Genomic DNA, 11,712 nt, shown 5'->3' with positions numbered 1-11,712 from the left:
AAAGGGCGTCAGGCCGCAGTGGAGTCCATGCGCTCGCGCAGGCTGCGCGGGCGCATGTCGGTCCAGACTTCGGCGATCCTGGCCAGGCACTGCTCGCGCGTGCCCTCGGTGCCCTCGGCGGTCCAGCCGGCGGGCAGCTCGCGCTCGGCCCACCAGATCGAGTACTGCTCCTCGTCATTGCGGACGACGCGGTAGGTGCGGTCGTCGGTCTGCTCGGTGGCCATATCTGCTCCTTGGGTCCATGGGTTGTTGAGAAGCGGTGCGGTGGTCAGGCGCCGGGTCCCGGCAGGAAGCCGTCGACCGCCACACCCAGGCCCTTGCGCACCGCCACGTCGTGCACGAAGTCGGCAAGGGCCAGGTCCAGTACGCCGAGCCCGAACGGGGAGAAGATCACCGTGCGCTCGGGCTGCGGGTTGAACTCCCGTTCACCGGTGATCAGTTGGCCGATGGACGCGTCGATGAAGCCGCGTCCGCCGGTGAGCTGCTCGGCCAGGTGCGGTGAGGTGCGTTCGCGGCACACATGGTCGGCGTCGTCCACGATGTTGTGGGCGCCCAGCAGTGCCTCGGGATACAGGTCGCGCAGCGAGACGTGCAGCACGACGGTGCCGGGCCGGACGGCGTCGAGGCCGGTGTGCGGCACCCCCGCCGTCGTCGCGAAGGAGACCAGCCGGTGGGCGCCGAGCGCCTCGTCCAGAGTGTCCGCGCGGGAGATCCGCAGGCCGGGCGCGTACGAGAGCGCGCGCGTCGCGAACTCATCGGCGCGGGAGGGGGACTGGTCGTACAGCGTGACCTCGGCGAGTCGGGGCAGCGCGGCCCGCAGATGGCGCAGGATCTCGGCGTTGATGACCCCACAGCCGATCAGCGCGACACCGTCCGGGCGGGCCTCGCGGGTCAGCAGCTCGGCGGCGAGCGCGGCGCTCGCCGCGGTGCGCCGGGCCGAGATCACCGAGCCCTCGACCAGGGCCTCGGGGTGGCCGGTGGCCAGGGAGTTGAGGAGGATCGCCGCACTGGCGCGCTGCAGCCCGGAGTCGATGTTCGCCGGGAAGGAGGAGATCCACTTCATGCCGGCCACGGGGCGGTCGCCGCCGCGGTAGGCCGGCAGGCCGATGATGCGGTCCCGGTCCCGTCCGGGGAAACGGAGGAAGACGGAGTGCGGGACCGCGGTCTGTCCCGAGGCGTGCAGCCGGTAGGCCTCGGACACGGTACGGATGTTGTCCGCCTCGCGGCCTTCGAGGATTTCCTCGACATCGGCATGCCGGATGACAATCATGGGCTTTCAGTCCTTCCAGAGATGGGAGACCTCGCCGAAATTGCGGCGTACCCATTCGTCGGAATAGATGGTGTCGAGATAGCGGTCTCCGCCGTCCGGGAAGATCAGGACACACCGCGATCCGGCCGGAATGCGGTCCGCGTATTTGCGCAGTGCGGCGACGGTGGCACCGGACGATCCCCCGGCCAGAATCGCCTCGCGGTTCACGAGCCTGCGGCACGCTGCGACGCATTCGACTTCGGAGATGTGAACGACGTCGTCGGCGGCGTCCGGGTCCATCAGCGGCGGCACCACCGAGGCGCCGTGGCCGGGGATGAGCCGCGCACGGGACTCCTGTCCGAAGATGGCGCTGCCCAGGGCGTCCACGGCGACGACGGTGGTACCGAGGCCTTCGGCGCGGATGTGGTCGGAGCAGCCCTTCAGGGTGCCGAAGGTGCTCACGGAGGCGAAGAGATAGTCGACCCGGCCGTTCAGGGACTCGGCGATCTCCCGCATGGTGATCTCATGGGCGCGCGGATTGAGGGGGTTGGCGTACTGGTTGGGCCAGTACGCGTGGGCGGTACGGGCGACCAGCTCGCGCACCCGGCGCAGCCGGGCCGGCAGATACTCGCCGGTGGCCGCGTCCCGTTCGGTGACGACCTCGACCTCGGCGCCGAAGGCGTGCAGGATGGCGAGGTTCTGGCCGGTGGTCTTGGCGTCGACCACGCAGACGAAGCGCAGTCCGAAGTAGCGGCAGATCTGGGCGAGTCCGACGGCGAGGTTGCCCGAACTGGACTCGACGACGACTGACTTGCCCGGCTGCAGCTCTCCGCTGCGCACGGCGCCGATGAGCATGCGAAGCGCCGACCGGTCCTTGATGCTGCCGCCCGGGTTGAATCGCTCCACCTTGGCGAAGACCTTGGACCCGAAGCCGGGCAGCAGGTTTTCCAGCCGGACCAGAGGGGTGTTCCCTATGGTCTCCAGAATTCCTGAGTACGGTTTATCGGGCACAGTTGTCCCTTCGTGGCAGGCACTGTTCGGAAACCTTTGACCTGACGTTTGAATCCTGCGCGACCTCGCTATACGCCCCCTATACGGTTCTTGGGGATCGGCCGTCCCGGAACAGCGGAAGGCCGTGGTGCGCCCGTTGCGGGGCACCACGGCCTTCTTCTTTTCTTTTCTTCCCCCCGGGGGGAGGGAGGGGAAGGATCAGCGGCGTACCTCGACCGGGTCCGCCTGACCGTGCTCGACGGCCGCCGGACGCGGCGCCGGGATCAGCCCGTCCTGCTCGTCCCGGCCCGCCACCGGCTCGTCGGCACCCTCCAGGCTGATGCCGGGCAGCCACTGCAGCCAGCGCGGCATCTTCCAGGTGGCGTCTCCGAACATGGTCAGCATGGCCGGCAGCAGGACACCGCGGACGATCGTGGCGTCGATGAGCACGGCGGTCGCGAGCCCGACACCGACCATCTTGAAGTCGATGGCGGAGAGCGTGCCGAAGACCGAGAAGACGGCGATCATCACGGCGGCCGCGCTGGTGACGACACCCGCGCTCTTGGTGATGCCCTCCACCACGGCCTGCTTGGTGGACAGTCCGCGGCCGCGGTACTCGCGCACCCGGCTGAGGATGAACACGTGGTAGTCCATGCTCAGTCCGAAGAGCGTGACGAACATGAACAGCGGCAGCCAGCTGACCACCGCGCCGTAGGAGCGGAAGTCGAGGACGGAGGCGAGGTGTCCGTCCTGGAAGACCAGGGTCAGTACGCCGTACGCCGCGCCGATCGACAGCAGGTTGAGGATGATCGACACCACCGGGATGATCAGCGACCGGAACGCCGCCGCCAGCAGCACGAAGGCCAGGATGATGACGAAGCCGAAGACCCACGGGGCGCTGTTGTCCAGGGCCGAGTTGAAGTCCTCCTGCTTCGCGGTGTCACCCGCGACGGCGAACTCCAGTCCGTCGACCTTGCCGAGCGACGCGGGCAGTGCCGTGTCGCGCAGCTCCTTCAGTGCGGCCGTGGATACGGCGTTCTTGCCGTCGCCGGCCAGCGGGACCCGGACCACCATCAGTTTGCCGCCGGAGATCAGACTGGCCTCGACGGGCTCTTTCAGCTTGCCGCCGCTGTCGGCGACCTGCTGCTTGAGCTCCGCGATACCGGCCTTGACCTCGGCGCCGTTCAGATCCGATCCACGGACCACGATCTCGGCCGGCTGGGTGTCCACCGGGAACGCCTTCTCCACCCGCTCCAATGCCTGCAGCGCCGGTACGTCGGTGGGCATCCGGTGCTTGAGGTCCGGGTCCGAGAGCTTCATCCCGGCGGCCGGAACGGCGAGCAGGGCGAGCGCCAGCGCACCGACCACGGCCCAGACAACGGGGGCCTTGACGACCTGGCGGACCACGGCGCCCCACACGCGCGAGTCCTTGACCGCGGTGCGGCGGACGCCCAGCCACGGCACCTTCCAGCGGTCGACGCGCTCACCGAGCCAGGCCAGCGTGGCGGGCAGTGCCGTGACCGCGCCGATCATGGCGATGCCGACGACCGAGATGGTGCCGACGGTCATGCCCGTGAAGGTCTCGATGCCGGTGAAGAAGAGCCCGGCCAGCGCGACCATGACGGTGAGACCGGAGACCACGACCGCCTTGCCCGAGGTACGGCCGGCGATGATCAGTGCGGTGTCGTTGTCGTGTCCCGCGGCGCGCTCCTCACGGGCCCGGCGCAGGTAGAACAGCGAGTAGTCGACACCGACGGCCATACCGATCAGCAGTACCACCGAGGGCGTGGAGTCGCCGATCGCGATCCAGTTGCCGAAGAACGTCAGGAAGCCCATCGCCGCGACGACGGACACCAGCGAGATCAGCACCGGAAGGCCGGCCGAGATCAGCGAGCCGAAGACGACCGCCAGGATGATGACGGTGAGGGGGATCGACAGGATCTCGGCGCGCAGGAAGTCGTCGTCCTGGATCTTGTCGATGGCCTGGCTCACGCTGACCTTGCCGGTCTGGGCGATGGCCACCTCAGGGTGGGACGTGGCCTGTTCGGTGACGGCCTTCTCCATCGGCTCCATGGAGTATCCGGTCACGGAGAAACGGACGAGCAGCGAACGCCCGTCCTCCGACACCAGGTTCCTGGCCGCTTCAGCGCTGTCGGTCGGCGAGACGATGTCGGACGCCCATGCGGCGCCCGTCTCGTCCTTGCCGAGTCCGCGCAGCGCCTCGGCGACATCCTTGGCGGCGGCCTGCATCTGTGGGTTCTGGGCGTAGGCCGGGTCCCCGGACTTCGCCTCGATGAGCACGTTCTCCTGGGGCGGGGAGAAGACCGCGGCGTCGTCGAGCATCTTCTGGGCACGGCCGGTCTCGCCCGGCGCGTGCTCGTCCAGGCTGGTGGAGCCGAGGCCCGCACCCAGCGCGATGATGAGGACAACCAGACCCAGCCATCCGAAGGCTGCCCGCTTCCGGTTGTGGACGCTCCATCGTGTGACGCGTTCGACCAACGGCCGTCGCCTGGCCCCGGCTAGCTGATTCATGATGATGACCTCGTGGGTTGGGGTGGTGGACACACGCTGGCAGCGCCATCTCATAGGCGGCCTATATCAGTCGGTATCTGCCCATAAGTCGGCGGCGTGCGAGGGGGACGGCTACGGCTACCAGTCGTCGTGGCCGGCACCGAAGCTGAGCAGGTCTGCCAGCTCGCCGGTGGAGACCAGGGGGATACGGGAGACGGCCGCGCCGGGCTCGTCCAGCGCGGCCTCGATCATGCGCACATGGACCTCGGCGAACCGCCGTACGGTCTGGAGGTCGAACAGATCGTCGGCGTAACGCAGCACGACCGTGAGGCTGTCCGGGCTTGAGCGCAGCTCTACGTTGAAGTCGAACTGGCCCTCCATGTGCGGCAGATCGAGGAGGGTGAGCCGCAGTCCCGCGTAGTCGGCGCCCTGCTCGGTCCCGACCAGACCCGGAACCGGCAGCCTGTCGACGGCGAGCAGGGTCACGGTCATGGCGAACTGCGGTACGGGCACGGGATGCCGCAGATGGCTCATGCCCCGCAGCAGTCCGCGGTGGGCCGCCCCGACGGTGTCGCCGATGGTGGTGTCGGGGGCGAACCGCGCCCTGAGGGCGAGCGACTGGACGAGATAGCCGACCATGTCGGCTCTGCCTCTGCCGATCCGGACGGAGGCCGGGCAGCCGATGACGAAGTCGTCCAGTCCGGTGGAGCGGTGCACCGCGGCCTGGAAAGCGCCGAGCAGCAGCCCGAAGGGGGTCACCTTCGCGCGGGCGGCGGCGCCGGGCAGCCGCGCGGCCAGCTCGGGGGCGACGCGGTGCTCGTACGTCGCTCCACGCAGCGCCGCCGCCCCGGTCCTGGGCCGGTCCGCCACGAGCGTCGCAGCGGTGGTCCCCTCGCCGAGCCCGGCCCAGTAACGTTCGGCGCGCTCCCGCGCGGGGGTGGCCGCGAGCCGCCGCTCCTCGGCGACGTGCTCGCTGTACAGCACGGGGGCCGCGGGCAGTTCCGTACCGCCGTATCCGCCGGCGTACGCGTCCAGCAGGTCGCGCAGCATCAGCCACTGGCTGGTGGCGTCGCTGGCGATGTGGTGCGCGGCCACGACGAGGGCGGCGTCGGCGGGCCCGCGCCTGAGCAGCACCACCCGCAACGGCCACTCCTCGCGCAGCCGGAAGGGCCGGGCGCCGGCCTCGCGGGCGAGCACGGTCAGTTCCTCATCGGTGACGCCGGGGACTTCGCGCACCTCGAACGGCACGGCGAGTGAAGGCGCGAGGCGGCGCAGCGGGACGCCGTCCTCCTCCAGGTGGAGGGAGTGCAGCAGTTCGTGGCGGCGGGCGAGCGCCGCCGTGGCGGAGCGCAGTCTGTCCGGGTCGAGCGGGCTGTGCACCCGTACGCCCAGCACCACGTTGTACGCGGCGCTTTCGGGTGCGAGCCGGTGGAGGAACCACATGGACTCCTGTCCGGCGGACACCGGAAGGCCACTGCCGGTCATTTCCGGCTCAGCTCCTGCGCGAGATGGGCGGTGAGCGCGTCGACGGTCGGGTGGTCCCAGGCCATGGTGGGCTCCAGGGCGAGACCGAAGCGGTCCTCGACATCACCGCAGAGGGTGAGCGCGTAGACCGAGTCGAGGCCGAGGTCGACCAGCTCCGTCTGCGTGCCTATGTCTTCCGGGCCGGTTTCCAGATAGAAGGCGATGCGCTCGACGAGCCAGTCGCGTATCACGGTGGTGTCGACGACCGGGCGGGCGGTGGACATGGTGGACTCCTTGCTTCGGGAAAGCCCGTTCAGACGAGCGGGGTACGGATGAGATCCAGGGTCAGGTTCTCTTCGTGGCGGCGCAGCAGCTCGGCGAAGAGCGCGTCGGAGGCCTCCTCGGGCGGCGGGCCCGGCCGCAGCCCGAGCCGCTCGGCGAGCCGGTGCAGGGCGCAGATCACCCAGGCGGGGTCGCCGGCGAAGCCGTCGCCGTGCTGCCAGACGCCGAGGCAGGCCGCGGCGGCGAGCACATGCGCGTACCGGTCGGCGAGCAGGAAGCCGCGCCGGGACGCGATGACCGTGCGGTCGCGCGGCGGCAGTGCGGCGGCGCGCGGCGCCAGCCGGTGCAGTTCCTCGGCGAACAGCCGGGCCAGCGCCGCGACGTGCGGATGGCCGTACGCCGTGGCGGTCACCGCCTGGCTGAGGGTGTCCCGGCCGCGGGAGTTGAGCTCCAGCCGCGAGAAGTCCAGCGGCGGCAGCGGCGCACCCGGCCGGAAGAGCTCACCGGCCGGCCCGGCCGTGTCGGTGGCCTGCCGCGGCCAGCCGTTGGCGGCGAGGCGGGGCAGCTGAGGCACGATCGTCGCCAGACAGACGGCGCTGCCCGCGTGGGCCAGCGCCACCACCGGGAGGTCGCGGGCGGCCTTCTGGAAGAGGGCGTACGGGCCGGTCCTGAGGTAGCTGCGGGCGCCGAGCAGCACCGACAGCCGGTAGGAAGAGTCCTGCAGCAGCTTGGGAACCAGGTACTTCACGGCGGCGGACTGCACACTCGTCTCTCCCGGCAGCAGATGCAGCGACCGCGCGCCGACCGTCGCCAGCGCGTCGCACACCAGCAGGTCCGCGAAGGATCCGGTCAAGGTGGCGCGGGGGTAGGGCAGTTCGGTGACCGGCCCGCCGTACAGCTGCCGTTCGAGGGCGAAGCCCAGCACGGCGCGCAGCTGGGTGTCGCCGACGCCGACGACCATGCCGGGCAGCACACTGCGGGTGACCTGGAAGGCGCGCAGCACCGTCTCCATGGCGTCGCCGGGCTCGCCGAGCACCGCGTCGCCGGGGACGGGGCAGTCCTGGAACTCGATGCCGCCGAGCAGACAGCCGCGTACGCCAGAGGTGGGGTAGCGGAAGTCCCGTCGCACGGCGCCCGGCGGCAGCCCGGTGAGGTCGACCAGGAGGTGGGAGTGGCTGCGGCTGCCGGTCCTGGTGTCGGTGCGGGCGAAGAGGACGGCGGCCTCGGCTCGCGCGATGTTGTTGATGAGCTGCTTTCCGCCGTGGAGCCGCAGCGAGCCGGAGCCGTCCGGGCCGGGGGTGGCGGCCAGGCCGGTGCGGGAGAAGTCGCTGCCGTGGGCGAGTTCGGTGTACGCGGCGACGATCCGGCCGCCGGAGAGCAGGAGGGAGGCGGCCCGCCGCTGCTGCTCGGGGGAGCCGGAGGCCCAGACGGGCAGGCCCGCGATGAAGCTGGTGACGCCGTGGCCGATGCCGAGCGAGCAGTCGCGCCGGAACACGGAGCGCATGAGGTGCGCGAAGGCGTCGGCCTGCTCGAACCGGCCGCCCAGCGAGCGGGGAACGAACTCGGCGTTCAACCCGTACCCGGCCAGCATCCGCTCGCCCTCGGGCAGCAGCTCACCGCGCTCGTCGGCGGCGAGCACGGCCGCCGTGCCCAGCGGATTGTCCGGGTCGGCGGCAGGGCCGAGGAGGCGTTCCAGTCGCGCGGCGCGTTCTTGGGGCCCCGGCCGCGCGACGGGCGGGGAACCGGGGGCGGGCGCGTGGACCGTCGGGTGCGTCATGCCGGCTCCTGTGTTCTCGTGCGGTCGGCCGCTTCGGCCAGTTCGCAGGGCAGCAGCGAGAACAGCAGCCCTTCGGCGTGCTGGCGGCGCAGCGTCGGCAGCAGCCGGTCGAGTGCCGGTCCGTCCGCGTCGTCGAGGTCCGGGTCGCCGGTCAACCGCCGTATCAGCCGGGTCAGTACGGCCTCCAGCCAGCCGCTGTCGCAGAAGCGTCCGGCGGGGTTGTGCAGCCAGAGGTGGAGTGCGGCGGCAGCCGCGTACAGCAGTGTGTATTCGCGGGCGAGCGCGAAGGCCCGCTCGGGCACCTTGCGCGCGGACGGGCGGCACGCGGCGAGTTCGCGGTGCAGTTCCACGGCGAGTGCGAGGATCTGCTCGGCCTGTGCGGCGACGGCGGTACCCGGCGCTCGTTCGCACACCTTCGGGACGACGGAGGGCAGCGACTGCACGATGCTGCAGCCCGTTCTGGCGTACAGGGTGAGCAGCGCCGGGTCGAGCTCCGGCGCCGGTGCGTCGAGCCGGGCAGCGGCCTCGACGCCCGCGCTGTCGCAGTGGGAGTCGCGCCACCCGCGCACCAGTACCGGAAACTGGTTGATGAGGTAGTTGAGGTTGACGACCGTGCTGCCGTCGAAGATGCCGACGATGCGGTGGTCGCGTTCGATCTTCTGGAAGGTGCCGTCGGCGTGGTCCGCGACCAGCATCGCCCGCGCGCCGAGCACCTGCCGTACGGTGGCGATCACCTCGTCCCCGATGGTGGGCACCAGGTACTTCACGACCGCCGACACCACGCTCTGCTCAGCGGTGAGGGTCTGGATGCCACGCGTGGCGACCAGGCTCACGGCCTCGACGGCGAGGAGATCCGCGTACGCCTCGGTGAGGGTGCGGCCGGCCTGCGGGAGCTCGACGAGCGGGCGCCCGTACAGCCGGTGGTCCTCGGCGAAGCCGACCCCGATGCGCAGGGCCTGGTCGGCCATGCCGAGGGTCATCGCGGAGCAGAGGGTGCGGGTGATCTGGAATCCCTTGAGGATGATCTCCAGGCCCTCGCCCTCGGCGCCGATGAGGGCGTCGGCGGGTATCTCGGCACCGGTGAAGGAGATGCCGCTGATGTCCGCGCCGCGCACACCGTGGGTGGGGAGCGCGGGGACCGGGTGCCAAACGGTCTTCGGCAGCCGGGACTTGTCGACGAGTAAGAGGCTGAAGGCGCGGGCGCCGCCCTTCGGGCCGGTGCGGGCGAGTACGGTCACCAGGTCGGCCCGGGTGGCGTTGTTGATCAGCCACTTCTCGCCGTCGAGCCGGTAGCCGCCCCGTGCGGTGGGCACGGCGGTCAGCTCACCGGCCAGCAGATCGCTGCCGTGGGCCTGTTCGGTGAGCGCGAGCGAGACGACCGCGCCGTCGAGTACGCGGCCTGCGAGGTGCCGTGCCTGTTCGGGCGTGCCCGCCACCCATGCGCAGACCGCGCCCAGATAGGTCTTGGTGTGGGCCAGGGCGACGGTGAAGTCGCGCCGGCCCAGCGTACGGATGATCTGCGACAGTTCCTCGCCGGAGCGCAGCGCACCGCCGAGCCGCTCCGGCACGAACCACTTCGGCAGCCCTATGGCGTCCAGTTCGCGGCACGCCGCGGCCGGGAATGCCTCGGCCCGGTCCAGCTCGGCTAGGCGTGCGAAGGAGAGGGTGCGGGCCGCGTCACGGGGATCGCCGAGCCGGCCCTCCAGTTCCTCGGTGAGTGCGTAGGTGGACCGTGCCGGTGTGGTCGTCACTGGGCGCCTGCCTTCCCGGGGCGCGGCGAACCGGCCTGTGCCAGCGCGCCCTTGAGGTACAGCTCGCGCATGAGGGTGCGCTGGATCTTTCCGCTGGTGGTACGCCGGACCTCGCCGACCCGGACGAACTGCACCGCGCCGACCCTGACTCCCAGCCGCTGGGCGAGCCGGGTCCTGGCGCCGGTGGCGAGGCGGGACAGTTCGCTGCCTTCCCGGCGGCGGGCGCGCAGTTCCTGCACGACCACGATCTCCTCGTGCGGGCCGTCCGGCACGGCGAAGGCGGCGGCCGGCAGAGTGCCGAACTCCTCGTCCAGGGCGGTGAGTTCGCGTTCGATGTCATGCGGGTAGAGGTTCCGCCCGTGCACAATGATCATTTCTTTGATGCGGCCGGTGACATAGAGTTCGCCGTCGCTCAGTGCGCCGAGGTCCCCGGTGCGCAGGAAGCCCCCGCCGTGACCCTCGGCCGTTGCGCCGAAAGTGCGGGCAGTCTCTTCCGGGCGACCCCAGTAGCCCTCGGCGAGGCTGTCGCCGCGGATCCAGATCTCGCCGATCTCGTGGTCCGGGAGCACCCGGCTGGTCTCCGGGTCGACGATCCGGACCTCCAGTTCGCGGATGATGCCGCTGCTCACCAGCGGCTGTCCGGATCCTTGCCGCCCGGCCCGTTCGACGCGGCCGGCGGCGAGCGCGGCGGCGTCCACCTCGGTGACCACCGGGGGTGTCTCCACCCGGGTCCCGGTCACGAACAGCGTCGACTCGGCGAGCCCGTATCCCGGCAGCAGCGCCTCGGGCCGGAATCCCGCCGGGGCGAAGCGCTCCGCGAACCGCTCCAGTGTGGCCGCGTCGACGGGCTCGGCTCCGTTGCAGGCGTGGGTCCAGCGCGAGAGGTCGAGTTCGGCGATCTGCTCGTCGGTGGCCTGCCGCGCGCACAGCTCGTACGCGAAGTTGGGGGCGCAGCTGATGGCCGCGCCGGTACGGTCGATCAGCCGCAGCCAGGACACGGGCCGTTTGAGGAATTCGGTGGGCGGCATGAGCACCGCCGTACCACCGAGGTAGAGGGGCGTGAGCATCATCGCGATGAGCCCCATGTCGTGGTACGCGGGGAGCCAGCTGCACCAGGTCTGGCCGGCCTGCCAGCCATGGCTGCGGCTCATCAGCCCGATGTTGTGGACCAGCGCGGCGTGGGACACGATCACCCCCTTGGGGTCGCTGGTCGACCCGGAGGTGTACTGGAGGAAGGCGGGCATCCTCGGCATGACGGCGGGCGGCGTCCAGCCCAGCAGATCGGCGGCCGCGGCCTCTTCGAGCAGCGCGTCGTCGAGGATGAGGCCGGCCCCGCTGTCGGCCTCGATGCCGTGGGCGCGGGAATCCTGCCTGCGGTGTCCGCCCTGCGCCGGTACGGGCACGGGGATCACCCCCGCGTACAGGCACCCGAGAAAGGCCCGGATGAACCCGGTGCCGGGGTGGAACGACAGCAGGGCCCGCTGGCCGGGGGCGGTGCGCGGCCGCAGCCACTGGGCGACCGAGCGTGCGGCGCGGTCCAGTTCGGCGTAGCTCAGCGCCTCCTCGTCGGCAGTGGAGCCCGCAGGGCAGAACCGTACGGCGACCCGGTGCGGATGTTCCGCGACCCGGCGCCGGAACCCGCTCACATACCCGTCGAAGCTGATCACGCGGCACTCTCCCCTCGTCCG

The 11,712-nt window shown here is 71.0% G+C and carries 9 protein-coding genes; all 9 read right to left on the bottom strand.

The annotated features are described in order from the left end of the window. Window positions 1-8: 8 nt before the first annotated feature. Complete coding sequence (locus J7E96_RS25965) at window positions 9-224, bottom strand: MbtH family protein (RefSeq protein WP_215134388.1); 216 nt, start codon at window positions 222-224, stop codon at window positions 9-11. Between the two features lie 44 nt (window positions 225-268). Next, on the bottom strand, window positions 269-1,270 hold the full coding sequence (sbnB, locus tag J7E96_RS25960; RefSeq protein WP_215134386.1) for a 2,3-diaminopropionate biosynthesis protein SbnB: 1,002 nt from the start codon (window positions 1,268-1,270) through the stop codon (window positions 269-271). Between the two features lie 6 nt (window positions 1,271-1,276). Next, window positions 1,277-2,260, bottom strand: a complete 984-nt coding sequence (sbnA, locus tag J7E96_RS25955) for a 2,3-diaminopropionate biosynthesis protein SbnA (RefSeq protein WP_215134384.1) — start codon at window positions 2,258-2,260, stop codon at window positions 1,277-1,279. A gap of 198 nt (window positions 2,261-2,458) precedes the next feature. Then, window positions 2,459-4,771: an MMPL family transporter gene (locus J7E96_RS25950; RefSeq protein ID WP_215134382.1), complete on the bottom strand. Its 2,313-nt coding sequence runs from the start codon at window positions 4,769-4,771 to the stop codon at window positions 2,459-2,461. A gap of 117 nt (window positions 4,772-4,888) precedes the next feature. After that, window positions 4,889-6,235 carry a condensation domain-containing protein gene (locus J7E96_RS25945; RefSeq protein WP_215134381.1) on the bottom strand — a complete coding sequence of 449 codons (1,347 nt, stop codon included), beginning with the start codon at window positions 6,233-6,235 and terminating at the stop codon, window positions 4,889-4,891. After that, on the bottom strand, window positions 6,232-6,498 hold the full coding sequence (locus J7E96_RS25940; protein ID WP_215134379.1) for an acyl carrier protein: 267 nt from the start codon (window positions 6,496-6,498) through the stop codon (window positions 6,232-6,234). Before J7E96_RS25940 ends, J7E96_RS25945 begins: the two co-directional genes overlap by 4 nt. 29 nt (window positions 6,499-6,527) lie before the next feature. Beyond that, window positions 6,528-8,273, bottom strand: coding sequence for an acyl-CoA dehydrogenase family protein (locus J7E96_RS25935; RefSeq protein ID WP_215134377.1), 1,746 nt, complete (start codon window positions 8,271-8,273; stop codon window positions 6,528-6,530). Next, a complete protein-coding gene (locus J7E96_RS25930; protein WP_215134375.1) occupies window positions 8,270-10,024 on the bottom strand; it encodes an acyl-CoA dehydrogenase family protein in 1,755 nt (584 codons plus the stop codon). Before J7E96_RS25930 ends, J7E96_RS25935 begins: the two co-directional genes overlap by 4 nt. Beyond that, window positions 10,021-11,691 (bottom strand): fatty acyl-AMP ligase, encoded by a 1,671-nt coding sequence (locus J7E96_RS25925; RefSeq protein ID WP_215134373.1) that lies wholly within the window; start codon window positions 11,689-11,691, stop codon window positions 10,021-10,023. The genes J7E96_RS25930 and J7E96_RS25925 overlap by 4 nt, the downstream gene beginning before the upstream one ends. Between the last annotated feature and the right edge of the window lie 21 nt (window positions 11,692-11,712).

The organism is Streptomyces sp. ISL-96 (genome assembly GCF_018614035.1).
Classification (GTDB): domain Bacteria; phylum Actinomycetota; class Actinomycetes; order Streptomycetales; family Streptomycetaceae; genus Streptomyces.
The sequence above is the reverse complement of the archived record's forward strand: the minus strand, read 5'-3'. Positions and strand labels throughout refer to the sequence as shown.

Bases quoted from the DNA above. Each gene is read 5' to 3' on its own strand.
- J7E96_RS25965 (WP_215134388.1), bottom strand. From the start codon at position 224: ATGGCCACCGAGCAGACCGACGACCGCACCTACCGCGTCGTCCGCAAT.
- sbnB (WP_215134386.1), bottom strand. From the start codon at position 1,270: ATGATTGTCATCCGGCATGCCGATGTCGAGGAAATCCTCGAAGGCCGC.
- J7E96_RS25950 (WP_215134382.1), bottom strand. From the start codon at position 4,771: ATGAATCAGCTAGCCGGGGCCAGGCGACGGCCGTTGGTCGAACGCGTC.
- J7E96_RS25945 (WP_215134381.1), bottom strand. From the start codon at position 6,235: ATGACCGGCAGTGGCCTTCCGGTGTCCGCCGGACAGGAGTCCATGTGG.
- J7E96_RS25940 (WP_215134379.1), bottom strand. From the start codon at position 6,498: ATGTCCACCGCCCGCCCGGTCGTCGACACCACCGTGATACGCGACTGG.
- J7E96_RS25935 (WP_215134377.1), bottom strand. From the start codon at position 8,273: ATGACGCACCCGACGGTCCACGCGCCCGCCCCCGGTTCCCCGCCCGTC.